Below are 16,557 nucleotides of genomic sequence, written 5' to 3' on the forward strand. Positions count from 1 at the left end.
TGCGTACTAATTGATTGTGCAGTTATGTACCTACTATTGACTGGTATCGGTTATATTCTAAAAAGGACAGGAAGTTATGCAATACAAAGCACCCTTACGTGATATCCAATTCGTTATGCATGAACTACTTGATAGTGAAAGCCATTACAAAACCTTGCCCGCGTTTCAAGAAGCTGATCGTGAATTGATGGACAGCTTATTTGAGATGGCGGCAAGCTTCGCTGAAAACGAGCTGTCACCATTGAACCAAAGCGGTGATGCTGAAGGTTGTCAATTTAACAATGGCGTCGTGACTACCCCAAAAGGTTTTAAAGAAGCATATAAAGCGTTTTGTGAGCTTGGGTTCCCAGCTTTGTCTGCTGAAGAAGAATTTGGTGGTCAAAACATGCCATTTTCATTATCTACAGTCATCAATGAGATGGTTGGCACCGCTAACTGGTCATTTTCTATGTACCCTGGTCTATCGCATGGCGCTATTCAAACCATCGAGCACCATGGTACTGACGAGCAAAAACAAACGTATTTAGAAAAAATGGTCACTGGCGAATGGTCAGGCACCATGTGTTTGACTGAAGCCCATGCAGGTTCTGACTTAGGTATTATTCGTACCAAAGCTGAGCCTAAAGAAGATGGTACCTATAGCATCACTGGTCAAAAAATCTTTATTTCAGCAGGTGAGCATGATTTAACAGACAACATCATTCATATTGTATTGGCTCGTCTACCAGGCGCACCTGCCGGCACAAAAGGTATCTCACTGTTTATCGTACCCAAAGTCATGGTCAATGAAGACAACAGCTTAGGCGAAAACAATAGCGTGGTTTGTGGCTCTATTGAGCATAAAATGGGCATCAAAGCCTCTGCTACTTGTGTCATGAATTTCGATGGCGCAACGGGGTATTTGATTGGACCAGAAAACCGTGGTTTACAGTGCATGTTCACCTTTATGAACGTTGCTCGTATTGGTACAGCCGTTCAAGGTCTTACGGCTGCAGAGTATGCATTCCAAGGTTCACTGACTTATGCAAAAGATCGCTTAGCGATGCGCTCACTTTCAGGTGCAAAAGCGCCAGACAAAGTAGCAGATCCTATCATCGTTCACCCTGCCGTTCGCAACATGCTATTGACAGAAAAGGCCTTTGCAGAAGGTGGTCGTGCATTGGTTTATTACCTCTCACACTTTGCTGATACTGTGGCAAAAGGCGAAGGCGATGCGCTTAAGTTCGCTGACCAAATGTTGTCATTATTAACCCCCATTGCCAAAGCGTTCTTAACAGAAACTGGACTAGAAGCGGCAAACCATGGCGTGCAAGTATACGGTGGTCATGGGTTTATCAGTGAATGGGGTATGGAACAAAACGTCCGTGATACTCGCATCGCTTGTCTGTATGAAGGTACGACTGAAATCCAAGCACTGGATCTATTAGGTCGTAAAGTCTTGGGCTCACAAGGCAAGCTACTCGCAAATTTTGTACAAATCATTCAAAAATTCTGTCAAGAAAACAAAGACAATGATGAGATGGGTCAATTCATTCGTCCACTTGCCAAGCATATCAAAGAATGGGGCGATCTAACGTCACGTATCAGTATGCAAGCCACTGAAAACCCAGACGCTGTCGGCGGCGCTGCAGTTGACTATATGTACTTCAGTGGTTATGTGACTCTTGCTTACCTATGGGCGCGTATGGCACTCGTTGCTCAAACGGCTATCGCAGATGGGACTGGCGAAAAAGCATTTTATGATGCCAAGATTAAAACAGCGCAGTTCTACTTCGCTAAGTTATTGCCACGCACCACAACACATGTACAGCGTATCAGTACGGGTGTTGAGCCATACATGAGTATGGACGTGGATCAGTTTGCTTTTTAATGAAGCGTTAGATACTTTTCATACTATATTTTATTGGCAACATACTTCGGTGTGTTGCCGATTTATTTTAGGCATCTCTTTAAAACAGCAATAGTTCTAGCGTCTCTCACTCTATTGGTTATTTTTATTTTTGAAAAAGCAGAATACTTCTGAGAGTAACTCTATTCATCAAAATATATTTTATTACTACAATAGCCACTGCCAACTTTTGGTGCACGCATAATTCACGAAGAAATACACCCGCCTACATGCTTATTTGCTAAACTTTGATTGTTAATCGCTAAGATTACTTCAAGAAAACAGTTGATAATCAGCTCAGTTGATAACTTTAGTGACTCCAATTTTATTCATTTGAACCAAAGGAATGTTTATGGCTGTTTATAATGCCCCTCTGAATGACATGCGCTTTATGTTAAAGGACGTCTTTAAAGCGCCAGAATTTTGGCAAAACAACGAAAACTTAGCGCATGTTGACATGGAAACGGTCGATATGATTTTGGAAGAAATGGCAAAACTGTCAAAAAACATTTTATTACCTATCAATCGTAGCGGCGACGAAGAAGGCGCAACTTTTGAAGGTAATGGCGTGGTCACCACCCCTACTGGATTTAAAGAAGCCTATAAGCAATATGCAGAATCAGGCTGGGTTGGTTTAAGTGGTAATGCTGAATACGGCGGTCAAGGTTTCCCCAAAATGGTCACCATGTTGACCGAAGAGATGGTATTTACGGCCAACCAATCGTTTGCGCTTTATCCAAACTTGACAGTTGGGGCCACGCTTTGTCTCAATGCAGCCGCTTCTGAAGAACAAAAACAGACTTATCTAGAAAAAATGTACAGTGGCGAATGGTCTGGCACTATGTGTTTGACAGAACCACATGCAGGTACGGATCTAGGTATCATCAAAACCAAAGCCGTCCCGAACGATGATGGTAGCTACGATATTTCTGGTACCAAAATTTTTATCACAGGCGGTGAGCACGATCTGACTGACAATATCATTCATTTGGTACTGGCAAAAACACCCAATGCGCCAGAAGGCTCAAAAGGCATCTCACTTTTTGTTGTACCAAAATTTTTGGTAAACGAAGACGGTAGCTTAGGCGCGCGCAATACGTTAGCCGTCGGTTCTATTGAGCACAAAATGGGCATCAAAGCCTCTGCTACGTGTGTCATGAACTTCGACAACGCTAAAGGCTGGATGGTTGGTGAAGAAAACACAGGTCTGTCATCAATGTTCATTATGATGAACTATGAACGTGTCACCATGGGCTTGCAAGGTCTTGGTGGCTCAGAACTGGCTTATCAAAATGCAGCTTTATATGCCAATGACCGTGGTCAAGGACGTAGTGATACTCAGCTACAAAGCCCAGAAAAACCAGCCGATGCGATTATTCATCATGCTGACGTCCGCCGTATGCTATTAAACGCTAAAGCCAACACCGAAGCATCACGTTGTTTTGCGATGTATGTGGCCAAAAGCCTTGATGAAGAAAAATTTAGTACTGACCCTGAAGCTGCTCAAGCTGCTGCTGCGCGCGTTGCCCTACTCACACCAGTGGCTAAAGCCTTCTTAACAGATAAAGCACTTGAAGCCACCGTAGATTGCCAGCAAGTCTTTGGTGGGCACGGCTATATACGCGAATGGGGTATGGAGCAAATCGTTCGTGATACCCGCATTGCCCAGATTTATGAAGGCACAAACGGTATCCAAGCACTTGATTTGCTGGGTCGTAAAGTGGCAAAAAACAACGGCAAATATGTCATGCATTTCTTAGGTGAAATTCGTGATTTTGTGAATAATATGCAAGCCGATCACGGTATTAAACAAGCCACACTTGAGGCTGCAGATACGATTGAAGCTCTAACCAAAACGGTTCTTAGCAATATTGGTGAACGTAAAAACGAGATCAATGGTTGTGCAGTTGATTATATGCATGCCTTTGGTTACCTTGCTTATTCGTACATGTTTGCGTTGATGGTAGAGGCAGCCAACGGTAAAGAAGGTGATTTTTATACCAATAAAGCCAAACTTGCTGATTACTTCGTTGGCCGTATTTTGCCACGTATCGATGCGCATGCAAAAATGGTGCAAGCTGGTAGTGATCCAATGATGAATTTTGATCTTGATTATTTCGATGTTCCTGCTAGCTAAGTAGTTATTATCATCGATTTATAGTACCCTAATCAAAAGGACAGTGACGCTACTGTCCTTTTTTTTGTCAGAAGGATTTTTAGATTGGTTACGAAAAAATAACTGCTAACAAAATAATTAACCATCGATGCATGGTTATGATTAAAATAACGCAAGTAAAAGTGTCGCGTAGATTACATAGTTCAGTTCAAATGTAAATATTACCGAGTTTTTAGCAATGTTTGCCATTGCAACACATTATATAATGGTCAACACTTCGTTATAAAAACTACTGAAATAATCATAATAAAGGATGCGACGTGTCAGAATTAAAACGCATTTTACAGCAGATTACAGCCCTGAGTGATGTGCCCGATCCTGCGGTACTCAAACGCTTAATAGATGAGCTGCGGGTGAGTGAAAAAGAAACCGCGTTAGCCAATGAAAAAATTCAGTCTTTGATTGATATTCTTCGTCAACATCCAGAATATGGAGATGGGTTATCAAGTTTTGTTTTAAAATTAATCATTCAATACCGTCAAATCTCACTCTATACTGATACTGGCATTATGTCAGATCAGGGGTTTTTTAACAGCTTACGTCGTTTAATCGGTCATCGATTTTTACCGCTATTACCTCAAGATGACTCCGTTGTCGAACTGGCCGGTTACTTGTTCAATAAGCGCTCTGATGAGAAGTGGCTTGCCAATATCGAGAAAGAAAAGTGGGATGAGCTGGTTTCATTAATCAGAGTAGAAGAAAAGCACTTAGACTTAGTTGCCACGGCAAAAAACAGCATTTTAAATGCGATTATTATCTTATCTTATCGAATCAGCGGTATCGGTTTACATCCTGATTTGATGGAATCTTATCCGCAAATATTGAATTACTCTGCATCTTTTGTGGCTCAAAATCAAGAAGCGGTGCTGTTCGTCAACCAATATAGACAAGCACATGAACTCGATAGCTTGACGGATATTACACCTGAGCAGGCTGTCGATCCTGCTCCTTTATTAGTGATGGTTGAGCAGTGTGAAGATATTGTTGCCACTGTCCGAAAACGCATCTACAAGACAGGCATCTCTATTCGCCTGACTAATATGATGCTGCGATTGGATCAAAGCTTACAACGCATGCGCATCTTGACGGCGCTACTGACAGAAAGTCATCAAAACCGTGATCGTGCAGTGATTGAGCTGATTCAAACCCTGATTACGACTTCCAATCGCCGCTACAGTATTGGCTATTTGATCGATAACAATACCAAACTGCTCTCACGTAAAGTCACTGAAAATGCCAGTCGCGTTGGTGAACACTATATCAGTACCGATAGAGCTGGTTATCGCCAAATGTTCAAAAAGGCCTCTATCGGCGGGTTTGTCATCGCGTTTATGGCTACCTTAAAAATCATCACGTACCAGTTGGCGCTTGCACCCATGGGTCGCGCCTTCCTTAATAGTATGATTTATGGATTGGGTTTCGTATTTATCCATGTCATTCGAGGTACGGTGGCGACCAAACAGCCAGCGATGACAGCAGCAGCCATTGCCTCTACCATATCTGAAAGCTCTGGCAAGAAGTCTCATCAATTGACCAAACTGTCAGAGTTAATCGTCGATATTTTGCGTACTCAGTTTATTGCAATTATGGGTAACGTCATGCTAGCGATACCCGTCGCGCTCATCATCTCTTTTGCGTGGTTGCAATATACAGGCGCGCCGATGATTGGGTCCGAAAAAGCAGGACACCTCCTTCATGACCTTGACCCGTTTCATTCACTAGCGCTCCCTCATGCTGCTATTGCAGGCGTGTATTTATTTTTGGCTGGTCTGATAGCTGGTTATTATGACAATTTGGCTGTTTATAACCATGTAGGTGCGCGTATTCAGCGCCACAGATTACTTAAAGCCATACTACCCGAGCCATGGCTTAAACGCTTAGGTGGGTTTGTAGAAGCCAACTTAGGCGCCATTATGGGCAACTTCTTATTCGGGGTATTTTTGGGTAGTACCGCCACTATTGGCTTTATATTTGGCTTACCAATTGATATTCGCCACATTGCATTTGCTTCAGCGAACTTGGCACATGGCCTATTCAACCTTTCTGCTGATCAAGTAAGCTGGAATGTCATTCTATTATCGATACTTGGTGTAGCGCTTATTGGTATGGTCAACCTCATTGTCAGTTTTTCGCTGGCACTGTTTGTTGCGTTACGCTCTAAAGAGGTTCGTTTCTTCGAATGGGGACGCCTCACAAAACTCATTTTTGGTCACATTATCAGTCATCCTTCTGACTTTTTTTGGCCACGTGACAAACCGATGAAGTACGCGCGTATTGATAGCCAAGGTCATATGATATTTGATGATAGTACCGCCGTACAAAAAGGTAGCAAGGCGATACCTAGTAACTATGTGGTACGACGATTGTCTGATGTCAGAGTCATTCCTAAGTCTCAGCAAGCTAGCTCGCAAGGTTCGCAGACGAATACAGACATACATTATGACAATCAACCCAAAGGCGACGCTGTACAGCCGCACACCTCGCCCACAAAAGTCGTCGATCTTGATGACGGCTTGGTAGATGAAGAATTGAACAGCTCACCTTATACCGATGATATTCAGTATGATCAGGCGACCAAAACGCTAAACACTTCTAACAGTAATAATCCTGAACTGACTGGTGATGAGGTAGAACCGACTAGTCTTGACAGTAAGGCGACAGGCGATGCCAAAACGCCATTGCCAAAACCTAAAAAACCACCAAAGTTGCCCAGTTAAAGGGGTAGCTTTGGTGGTTTACATAGAATGATGGTTAGCTCTTAAAAAGATCTAGCCATTAATTTTGAATGAGCCGTTATGGTTTTCACACTGCGCACTTGACGTTATGACTTCTTCATCACCCAGTCTATAAGCCAATAGGTAGTTGCCCCAGACGCAGCCACCATCAAGTGCTCGCGCATAAGGCAAATCAACCTCACCTTGCAACGCTGCCCAGTGACCAAACAGTATCTTACGCGAGCGCGGCACCTGCCATTCAAACCACGGTAAAAAATCTTCTGGCATAGGTTCACTCAAGGTACCTGAGAAGCCAAACTCAAGCGTCCCATCCTGTTTGCACAGGCGCATGCGGGTAAAATAATTGGCAATGGCTCGCATTCTGGTGAAACCTGTGATGCCTGAATCCCAGTTATCCGCTTTTTTACTATATAAGTTGGGCAACAATTCATCAAGCTGCTCTAAACTGCCTTGTAGCTGCGCCTCTAACTCTTTTGCGTAGCCAGCGGCAACCTCAATACTCCAGTGGGGTGGGATACCAGCATGCACCAATACCGTCTGCTCATCTGGATAAGCCAGTAATGGCTGATGTCTTAACCACTCAAGTAGCTCATCACAATCATCAGCCGCAAAAATCGGTGCCGTTTTATCTTTTTTCTTGAGTTTGGTCGCACCACGCCACACAGCAATCAAATTGAGATCGTGATTGCCAAGTACCGTTGCAGCGGCTCCTTGCTCACATAATTCCTTAACATCACGCAAGGTATTCAATGAGTCCTCTCCGCGTGCCACCAAGTCGCCAGCAAACCACAGCTTATCTTGACTGGGATCAAAATCCAGTGTTTCAAGTAATTGGCAATAGGCAGCATAGCAACCTTGCAAGTCACCGATGACATACTGATGTCGAAAACTCATACTACCTCACAGGTTTAGAAATAATAAAAAACGAGCGTCAAAGTTAAGCACAATAAACTTAAGCTCAGATGCGATTAGCAATAATACACAATTCACAAGAGGAGCATCTTATCGTTATTAACGACTATTTACGCTTCTATCTGCTTTGCACGATTGCTTAGCGTCACAAAGTCTTTAACGCTTAAGGTCTCAGGACGGGCTTGTGGGTTGATATCGCAAGCAGCAAAGTCTTCTTCGCTCAGCGTCGGCAGTAAGGTCGAATTTTTAAAAATTGCCCGTAGTGTTTTGCGGCGATGGTTAAAGGTCTCACGTACCACAATGGCAAAATAATACTCATCTTCTGCCACGACTGGCTTATCAATATGCGGCGTCAATCGAAAAACCGCACTGGTCACTTTTGGTGGCGGATTAAATGCGCCGCGTGGTACGGTCAGCAGATAATCGGTATCGCAATGATACTGCATGATGACAGACAAGCGACCATAGGTTTTGCTACCAACGTCGGCCGTGATACGCTCAACCACTTCTTTTTGCAGCATAAAATGCATGTCTTGAATCACATCGGCGAAGCTCAGCAAATGAAACAAGATCGGCGTAGAAATATTGTAAGGCAAATTACCCACCACACGAAGCTTACCGCGCTCTTCACTATATAGCTCACGGTAATCAACATGCATCGCATTGTCTTTGATAATGGTAAAGTTTGGATGACTATTGGCACCAATCCGAATACGCAAGCTGTCTGCCAAATCTCGATCCAGTTCCACCACTGTCATGCCATCCACTTCTGCCAACAGTGGCTCAGTCAGCGCGCCCATGCCGGGTCCAATCTCGATCAAATTATCATCACGTTCTAGACGAATACTATCGACAATTTGACGAATGACACTGGTATCATGCAAGAAGTTTTGACCAAAGCGTTTACGCGGTTGGTGTTTGGCAGCTTTTAAGCTGTTAGAAATAGATTGAGCATCGAACGTAGAGTTGGACATAAAAGAGTCTTAATGTATAAAGGATAAATGGGCAATAGCGCTGTAGCAATAAGGTGCTATTTTATAATGTCGAATTATACCACAGCTCATAATTAGGGCGTATTTTCGAGACATTTTATCTATAAACCATCCACAATTTAGCGCAACCGACATAGCAGATTTTTGTTTTTAAACCATTTGCTATAACGCCTGTCATCGAAACAATGGGCTGCACTTAGAGCTATATTCGATTTTTCTCATATTTTAACTAAATACGGCATATTTCACAATAAACCTAAAATGGTAGACCCTTTCTATGGTGAATGGAGTTTTGGCTGTTACCACAAACTGTGGAGAGTTCTTAGTGACAATCAAATTATCCTTGAAGGCCAAAATGACTTTGATAACTATAAAGAGACAGATAGCCTACTGCAGCAAATTAGTTTTGGGAGGTTGATCGACATTACAGTCGTAAATACTCTGGACATAGCTATGATATTTGATAACAATATTCGTTTAGAGTTTTTAGTCAGTCGCAAGGAGGAAAATACCTTTGCTGTGTTTTTACCTCAGAATAAATGCCTCGTTTACTATGGTAACCAAGGCAGCTGGGAGTACGGCAGAAGTGATTTACCATGGCCTAACCATCTAGACATTCATACTAAATGAGACGAATAATCAAGCTTTACGTACTCGAAAAATCCTAACGGTAACGCAAATAGCCGTCAATTCAATTGGGTGCCCTAGTGAGAACTTGAATCTTTGGCTATGCTTTATTTTTATTAACAACTAATATTATTTAAGCGATCATAACGTAATTGTTAATGTAGCGATGAAAAATATTGGGTTGGCGATTTACCCAAGGATTTTTTAAACATCGTGATAAATGCATTAACAGAATCATATCCCAACATGCCTGCTACGTTTTGCACAGACTCTCCTTCCGCCAGCTTGCTCAGTGCAATCATCAGATGCAACTGCTGACGCCAGCGTCCGAAGCTCAGTCCTGTATCGTTTTTCACCAATCTGGCCAGTGTTCGTTCACTCGTTGCCAGTTGCTCTGCCCATTGTCTCAGTGTAGTACGGTCGCTTGGGTCTGCAAAAAGCGTATCACTGATATGTCTAATTTTTGGATGCTCTGATATCGGCAAATGAAGCTCTTCGATCGGTGCATCAGATAGCTGCTCGAGCAGCACGGTAACCAGACGCGCTGTTTTGCTTTCAGAAGAATATGAAGGTTCCTGTTCAGCAAGATACAGTATCAACTCTCGGACGAGTGGCGTGATGGCAATTGTGCAGCAGTATTCAGGCATAGACGCCGCACTGGGCTCGACAAATAAAAAACAAGTGTGAGCATTTTGGGTAACACGGCAGCTATGAGGTGTCCCACTAGGGATCCAAACCGCATGCTGAGGTGGGACTAACCAAAGCGCATTGGGTACTTCACAACTGACCGCACCATGCACTGATAGAATCAGCTGTCCTTTGCGATGATGATGTTTATGAACTTCTGAATCATTCGTTACTGATGCAAGTTGAAGAGCTACTGCGGCCTGCTCAAAAATATCAGAATCAAAATCTTCTGGTGATGATACTGTTTTTTTAGTGTTTGGCATAATATAGATATAAATTGTCATGTTATCTATATTATATACACATGAGATATTCTAAAGTGCTTCTTTTTTTGAAGTAAGTTAGAGAATATGTTCAATAAGATTAAAAACAAGTGGCATGCCATTGCACTTGTAGTGGGAATTCTTTTTATAGCCGCAAACCTGCGCGTTGCTTTTACCGCAATAGCACCAGTTCTGCCGCTCATTCAGAGTGATTTCAGTCTGAATTCCTCCTCTGTGGGTTTGCTGACTTCATTGCCATTACTTGCATTTGCTGTATTTTCACCCTTGAGCGCTTCTTTTGCCCGTCGATTCGGAATAGAGCGCACACTTTTTTTGGCACTAATCATTATTTCGTTAGGCATTTTGCTGCGCTCTACAGGAAGTGTTGGTGCCCTGTATCTAGGTACAGTACTAATAGGTACAGGGATTGCTTTTGGCAATGTACTATTGCCTGGCCTAATTAAGCGTGATTTTTCAGCAAACATTGCTTCTATGACGGGTGCTTATTCTATTACGATGGGCGCAGCAGGCGCATTAGGATCTGTCATAATTACTCCCCTAGCGCAGATCTGGGATTGGCTTATTGCTTTAGACTTGCTAATCGCAGCTCCGCTGTTTGCCCTTATCCTTTGGATACCACAGCTGAAAAAACACAATCCAGTGGTGATGGCAAGTCACAAACAATCGGCCAGTGTGAACGTTTGGAAGTCACCTTTAGCATGGCAGGTCACCCTGTTTATGGGACTAAATGCCATGCCTTTTTATGTCGCTGTAGGGTTTTTGCCTACTATTTTGATAGATAATGGTATATCGGCTGCACAAGCAGGATCAGTGCATGGGACGTTACAATTGGCTACTGCCATTCCAGGGCTGATACTGGCAGCCACGCTTCGCCGCTTAAAAGATCAGAAATTAGCAGCCGTCACGGTCAGTTTGTTGGTTGCACTCTCTCTGATCGGATTCATTTATTTACCAGACCTTGCTATGTTGTGGGCTGCGTGCCTAGGTTTTGGCTCTGGCGCTAGCATGATGCTCGGTCTGACGTTTGTGGGTCTGCGTACAACCAATGGCGACGATGCCTCTGCTTTATCAGGAATGGCACAGTGTGTCGGTTATCTAATGGCAGCAGCAGGTCCTTTGCTACTGGGTCAGCTGCACGATTGGACCGGAGGTTGGACTGTACCACTGTTAATAACCGCTGCGATTTCTATTGCGGGTGCCTGTAGTGGCATGATGGCTGGGCGCAATGCTTATCTTGAACCGACTAATAGCTGAGTTGAACGCGCATTTTTAGATAAATGAGAGGCAACCTTTTACTTATTACAGTCAGTAAAAAGTAATATCGACACATTACGCACGGCTGCTATCAATTTTTCTTGCTTGCTGTTCCTACGCAGACAGAGGCTACAAAAAATTGATAGCAGTAGTACTGTAGCTTTTTACTCATAATTATAATGGTGGACACCGCTGTAGAGACGTATTTTGCACCGCTACTGCAATGCTATAAAAGTAATGCTTCCTATTTGACCTTAGGTTACCGAGTTGCCATCGCGGACAAGCTCGGTTATCCAGTCAGCGAAAGCGCGAACGGCTGGTGATAGAAAACGCTGATGTGGATAGAGTAAACTAACCGGCACGGACGCAGGTTGCCAGTCCGACAATACTTCAATCAGTCTCCCTTCTGCTAAATGGTCTGCTACCACGTTTTCAGCAACCTGCGCCAGCCCGAATCCTTCAAGACACATTTTGATGTAGAGTCCGGTCTCATTGACGGCGGCTGTACCACTAACTGGGACTGATACCTTTTCATTGTCTTTGACAAAGTACATCTCACCCGTTCGTCTGATATTTCCTGAAAAATAATGGATAGCTCGATGCTGAGACAATACCTCTAAGCTCTGCGGAATACCGTTTTTTTTGAGATACGCTGGAGAAGCACATGTTACCCAGCGAAACCGACCAAGCGAACGCGCAACGAGCGTTGAGTCAGTAAGTTCCCCTGTCCGAATGACACAGTCTACACCTTCCTGAACGAGATCAACCTGCCGATCATTAACGCCGATCATCAAATAAATATCTGGATAGCGCTTATAAAAATCTTTCAGATTTGGCATAACGATAAAATGTGCAATGCCTCCAGGCATATCCACTCGCAGACGACCCTGCGGCCGCTTAACTGAATCAGTGAGACTAGACTCTGTATACTCAATCAACTTGAGTATCTCCTGACATTGCGCCAGATACTGCGTGCCTTCTGGCGTTAGACTGACTCGCCGCGTGGTTCTGTTCAGCAAGCGTACCTGTAAATGTTTTTCAAGATTTTTGATCGTGCTACTGACGGTTGACGCTGGTAAGGAAAGTGTTTGTGCTGCGTGAATAAAACTCCCCGCCTCTGCCACACGCACAAAAACCTGCATTGCTTGGATACGATCCATACTTTTTTCCTTGAGCCAACATAATGGGTCAGCATTGTTCGTGATTACGGGATAATGAAAACAGTTTAACCCTCTTTTTCAGACGTGTCACTCTGCGTATCATCTCTTCACAACATGATAAAAAGGTAAACCTAACATGACTGACTATAATCGCAATATCGTACAAAATACCGAATCAGAGGCAACTCGAACGCTTATCCGTGGTGCTACTGTGCTTAGTATGGATAATGATGTCGGTAATTTGGTGAGTGCCGATATTCTTATCGAAGGCAGCACGATAATACAGATCAATGAAAATATCGAGGCTGATGATGCCAATATTATTGACGCATCTGGCATGATTGCCATGCCCGGCATGGTCGATTCGCATCGCCACTCTTGGGAAGGACAAATGCGCCGTCTCAATTCACATGCCGAAACGCTTGAAGACTATAGCCATGCCACGCACTTTTCTTTTGCCAAATATTATCGTCCCTCTGACATGTATATCGGCAACTTAATGACCGTACTGAGCTGCATCGATGCAGGTATCACTACCGTTATCGATAACTCACACAACAGCCGTACAGGTGCACATTCCGATGCTGCCATCGAAGCGCTACTTGATTCAGGTATTCGCTCCATCCATGCCACTGGCGCGCCCGTAAGTGGAGAATGGGACACTGCCCATTGGCCGGGTAATATTGAACGTCTTCAAGAGAAATACTTTAAAGATGGAGAAAATAGCCTAATTTCGCTCGCGATCATGGCACAGCTGGAACCTGAACTATGGGCTGAAGCTCGTCGATTAAATGTGCCGATTATCACTGAGTTTTTCGGTGGAGAAATGGCAGATGAGCTCGAAGGACTACATCAAAAGGGACTGCTGGGCCCTGATAATATCTTTAACCACTGTACGGCGCTTCCGGATTCTGGCTGGGAGATTTTACGTGAGGCTGGCGTTCGAGTGAATGTATGTCCACGTTCAGATGCGCACTACGGTATCGAAGATGGCGTGTTTGCTATGCAGGCCGCCTTACGCCACGGTATTAGCCCAGGGCTTAGCGTGGATAATGAAACATCCTATAGCGGCGATATGTTTATGGAAATGAAAGTCGCCTTTTATTCACAGCGCGCCACGGGCATGCAACATAAGAATTGCTGCGGATCAGAACAGCATCCACTGACGTTACAGTCTAATAGTCTACTCAAAGCGGCCACGATTGACGGTGCCGTCTGTGCAGGGTTGCAGGATAAAATCGGTAGCCTAACACCAGGAAAACAGGCCGACATTGTCCTTATCAATGCTGAGGACATGAATCTTTATCCATCAGGCAATGCCTTTAGCACCGTGGTACATGCAGCTGACCGTAGCAATATTGATACGGTCATGATTGGCGGACGCATTGTCAAACGTGGTGGCAAAGTGCTAGGCGTGGATAATGTGCGTCTGCGTGCGGCAATCGATGAGTCTCGTGAGCATCTTTTTGCTGCCGCAGGCTACGTGCCTGACATCTTTGCTGAGGCGTTTTTGCCGCTTGAATCAGCTCAGTAAGGAAGCGCGAGATGAATTTAATATATTATCTCATGGCACTCTGCGCGGGTTTGGGGATTACCTTGCAGACCACGCTGAACGCCCAACTGGCTAAAGGCGTCGGAGGTGATTCTGTAGCAGCGGCGTTGTTCTCCTTTACTGCTGGTGCGCTGTGTCTTGGTATTTATTCCTTAATGCGGGGCGGAATAGTCGCTTCACTAATAGCGATTCCTGCCCAGCCTTGGTGGAGTCTACTCGGTGGCCTGCTAGGGGCGGGTGCACTGCTCAGTTACGTAGTGCTGGCACCCAAAGTGGGTTTATCAGCACTGCTCGGGCTCGCTATTGCTGGACAAATTATCTCCTCATTGTTTATCGATCATTTCGGATTGCTGGGAGCTACTGAGAGACTAGTCTCCCTCATCAAGCTGGGTGGCTTGATAGTGATGCTAGCAGGCCTAGCTGTTGCTTTATTAGGTGATAAATTATCAGCATTTTTCTCTAGCTAACTGCTACGAGTAGTCGCATCGCTTACTTATACGCTGCGATAGTAGTCTTTAATCAAACGAATGCAAGTTTCAATGATCTTGCATGCGATATTTTTATCTTATTCCATGAGACTTAAGGAATGATTATGTTTGAACCTATAAACGATACTATCAGCCTTTTAGGTGAGTGTCCTATCTGGTGTGACAGGACAAATCAGCTGTTTTGGACTGATATTCCAGGCTGTCAGTTGCGAGCTCTTGACCCTATCAGCGGTGATGTTCGCCACTGGTCACTATCTGAACCACTGGGCTCATTTGCCCTTACAGCAGATAAAAATGTACTGCTAATGGGACTGGCCTCTGGTCTAGGATACTACAACTTGACCAACGGTCATTTTACCAAAATTGCAGCCTCGCCTGGAGTAACTAGTACCCGCATCAATGACGGTCGTTGCGACCGTGCGGGCAACTTTGTGTTCAGCACGATGTATGCAGGTGACCCAGTGCAGCCAGTTGGCGGATTCCACTGGCTCAATGCGGTAACGCTTGAGATAGAGACACTAGGTCTTCCTGAAGTGACGATCGCCAATAGTATCTGTTTCAGTCTGGACGGCTCAACCATGTACTACGCGGACTCAATGCAAGGATGTATTTTTTGCTGTGATTACCCTTCTCTACAGAACCAGCGCTTATTCGCAAAAATCGACGGTCCGGGTGCGCCAGATGGTTCTTGTATTGATGAAGAAGGATTTCTATGGAATGGAGAATGGGGCGGTAGCAGAGTCGTTCGGTATACACAAGATGGAACAATTGACCGTATAATCGAGTCATCCAGTGTTCAAATGACCTGTCCAGTATTTGCAGGACCCAGTTATGAAACGCTTTATTGCACAAGTGCTAAAGTGGGCCTAGATACACCGACAGATAGTGATGGTGCGCTAATGAAGTCGGAAATACTTGCTTACACAGGACTTCCTGAAGTCAAGTTCGCAGGGCGATTGTAAAATTAACGCGAGCATTTCGAATATTTTGAGATTATTATAGTCTCTCGATATGTTAAGCCTTTGACAATTCCAATGCAGTTCAGTCTCTAAACCTATTCTCAAAATAGTATGTTTATTCAATAAAAAGTTTATCAGGATATGTTCGGTGCGCTATACAGGCATTGAACTGCTAATGGTAGGTAAGGACTTAACGATCGTAAGACCGACACGATGGATGATTTTTTTAAAATGTCCTAAGTTAATTTATACCATTTTTTCAACATAACTCACTAGATATTATCTCCATTTTGCCCTACATCCTCTTACCAAGGTAAATTTACTAGATCGCCACTTTGTTTTAAAACCAACATCGTGGATGTCTCTAATACAGATGGTATCCCTTGGAGCACGTTTGCGACAAAGAGAGTTAGTGCGTCTGTGTCCTCAACCCACACTCGTAGCAAATAATCGTAGTTTCCAGCGACCAATAAAAACTCAGATACTTCAGGATGATTTTCAATCTCATGAATGAATTGTTCGTGACCGTCAGGAGTGTGTCTATTCAACTTAACGGTAATAAGAACACAGATATTAAGTCCCAATTCTTTAGGGCTAATATTTGCTGAATATCCAGTGATAAACCCATCATCTTCTAATTGACGGATACGTCTACCACAAGCGGTTGCAGAAAGCCCGACTTGGTCTGCCACTTCGATGGTAGATTTTCTACCATCCTCAACTAACGCTTTTAGGATTTTTTTATCTATTTTATCTAGCTTCTTTGCACTCATTCTCTACCATTATTTATTTTATTGACGGATACGGCTATTATATTACTAATATGCTAGTGATAACAAACGA

12 protein-coding genes are annotated in these 16,557 nt (G+C 43.9%); 7 read left to right on the forward strand and 5 right to left on the reverse strand.

The window, feature by feature from the left end; genetic code table 11:
- Positions 1-76: 76 nt before the first annotated feature.
- The 3 genes from FW759_RS01325 (at position 77) to FW759_RS01335 (ending at position 6,781) form a co-directional block, all read left to right on the forward strand.
- Complete coding sequence (locus FW759_RS01325; RefSeq protein ID WP_131397727.1) at positions 77-1,870, forward strand: acyl-CoA dehydrogenase C-terminal domain-containing protein; 1,794 nt, start codon at positions 77-79, stop codon at positions 1,868-1,870.
- Between the two features lie 370 nt (positions 1,871-2,240).
- Positions 2,241-4,025, forward strand: coding sequence for an acyl-CoA dehydrogenase C-terminal domain-containing protein (locus FW759_RS01330; protein WP_095570554.1), 1,785 nt, complete (start codon positions 2,241-2,243; stop codon positions 4,023-4,025).
- Positions 4,026-4,324: 299 nt separating this feature from the next.
- Positions 4,325-6,781: a site-specific recombinase gene (locus FW759_RS01335; RefSeq protein WP_443527313.1), complete on the forward strand. Its 2,457-nt coding sequence runs from the start codon at positions 4,325-4,327 to the stop codon at positions 6,779-6,781.
- Between the two features lie 51 nt (positions 6,782-6,832).
- On the opposite strand, the gene FW759_RS01340 is transcribed toward FW759_RS01335, so the two are convergent.
- From FW759_RS01340 to FW759_RS01350, 3 genes are all read right to left on the reverse strand, one after another.
- Positions 6,833-7,693 carry a symmetrical bis(5'-nucleosyl)-tetraphosphatase gene (locus tag FW759_RS01340; protein WP_446441957.1) on the reverse strand — a complete coding sequence of 287 codons (861 nt, stop codon included), beginning with the start codon at positions 7,691-7,693 and terminating at the stop codon, positions 6,833-6,835.
- A 128-nt stretch (positions 7,694-7,821) separates the two neighbouring features.
- Positions 7,822-8,685, reverse strand: a complete 864-nt coding sequence (gene rsmA, locus FW759_RS01345) for a 16S rRNA (adenine(1518)-N(6)/adenine(1519)-N(6))-dimethyltransferase RsmA (protein ID WP_446441958.1) — start codon at positions 8,683-8,685, stop codon at positions 7,822-7,824.
- A gap of 800 nt (positions 8,686-9,485) precedes the next feature.
- Entirely contained in the window at positions 9,486-10,280 is a 795-nt protein-coding gene (locus tag FW759_RS01350; RefSeq protein WP_446441959.1) for an AraC family transcriptional regulator, read from the reverse strand.
- 87 nt (positions 10,281-10,367) lie between these two features.
- Here FW759_RS01350 and FW759_RS01355 point away from each other — a divergent pair, with 87 nt between their 5' ends.
- Positions 10,368-11,555, forward strand: coding sequence for an MFS transporter (locus FW759_RS01355; protein WP_446441960.1), 1,188 nt, complete (start codon positions 10,368-10,370; stop codon positions 11,553-11,555).
- Between the two features lie 254 nt (positions 11,556-11,809).
- On the opposite strand, the gene FW759_RS01360 is transcribed toward FW759_RS01355, so the two are convergent.
- Positions 11,810-12,715 carry a LysR substrate-binding domain-containing protein gene (locus FW759_RS01360; RefSeq protein ID WP_446441961.1) on the reverse strand — a complete coding sequence of 302 codons (906 nt, stop codon included), beginning with the start codon at positions 12,713-12,715 and terminating at the stop codon, positions 11,810-11,812.
- 136 nt (positions 12,716-12,851) lie between these two features.
- On the opposite strand from FW759_RS01360, the gene FW759_RS01365 reads away from it, so the two are divergent.
- The 3 genes from FW759_RS01365 (at position 12,852) to FW759_RS01375 (ending at position 15,717) form a co-directional block, all read left to right on the forward strand.
- Positions 12,852-14,249 carry an amidohydrolase family protein gene (locus FW759_RS01365; protein ID WP_062844674.1) on the forward strand — a complete coding sequence of 466 codons (1,398 nt, stop codon included), beginning with the start codon at positions 12,852-12,854 and terminating at the stop codon, positions 14,247-14,249.
- Positions 14,250-14,260: 11 nt separating this feature from the next.
- On the forward strand, positions 14,261-14,734 hold the full coding sequence (locus FW759_RS01370; RefSeq protein WP_446441962.1) for a DMT family transporter: 474 nt from the start codon (positions 14,261-14,263) through the stop codon (positions 14,732-14,734).
- A gap of 125 nt (positions 14,735-14,859) precedes the next feature.
- Positions 14,860-15,717, forward strand: a complete 858-nt coding sequence (locus tag FW759_RS01375) for an SMP-30/gluconolactonase/LRE family protein (protein WP_446441963.1) — start codon at positions 14,860-14,862, stop codon at positions 15,715-15,717.
- Between the two features lie 302 nt (positions 15,718-16,019).
- Here FW759_RS01375 and FW759_RS01380 read toward each other — a convergent pair whose 3' ends face one another.
- On the reverse strand, positions 16,020-16,487 hold the full coding sequence (locus tag FW759_RS01380; RefSeq protein ID WP_446441964.1) for an Lrp/AsnC family transcriptional regulator: 468 nt from the start codon (positions 16,485-16,487) through the stop codon (positions 16,020-16,022).
- Between the last annotated feature and the right edge of the window lie 70 nt (positions 16,488-16,557).

This window comes from Psychrobacter sp. 1176_08 (assembly GCF_052850615.1).

Coding starts and splice junctions, on each gene's coding strand:
- FW759_RS01325 (WP_131397727.1), top strand. CDS start 77: ATGCAATACAAAGCACCCTTACGTGATATCCAATTCGTTATGCATGAA.
- FW759_RS01330 (WP_095570554.1), top strand. CDS start 2,241: ATGGCTGTTTATAATGCCCCTCTGAATGACATGCGCTTTATGTTAAAG.
- FW759_RS01340 (WP_446441957.1), bottom strand. CDS start 7,693: ATGAGTTTTCGACATCAGTATGTCATCGGTGACTTGCAAGGTTGCTAT.
- rsmA (WP_446441958.1), bottom strand. CDS start 8,685: ATGTCCAACTCTACGTTCGATGCTCAATCTATTTCTAACAGCTTAAAA.
- FW759_RS01350 (WP_446441959.1), bottom strand. CDS start 10,280: ATGCCAAACACTAAAAAAACAGTATCATCACCAGAAGATTTTGATTCT.
- FW759_RS01355 (WP_446441960.1), top strand. CDS start 10,368: ATGTTCAATAAGATTAAAAACAAGTGGCATGCCATTGCACTTGTAGTG.
- FW759_RS01360 (WP_446441961.1), bottom strand. CDS start 12,715: ATGGATCGTATCCAAGCAATGCAGGTTTTTGTGCGTGTGGCAGAGGCG.
- FW759_RS01365 (WP_062844674.1), top strand. CDS start 12,852: ATGACTGACTATAATCGCAATATCGTACAAAATACCGAATCAGAGGCA.
- FW759_RS01370 (WP_446441962.1), top strand. CDS start 14,261: ATGAATTTAATATATTATCTCATGGCACTCTGCGCGGGTTTGGGGATT.
- FW759_RS01375 (WP_446441963.1), top strand. CDS start 14,860: ATGTTTGAACCTATAAACGATACTATCAGCCTTTTAGGTGAGTGTCCT.
- FW759_RS01380 (WP_446441964.1), bottom strand. CDS start 16,487: ATGAGTGCAAAGAAGCTAGATAAAATAGATAAAAAAATCCTAAAAGCG.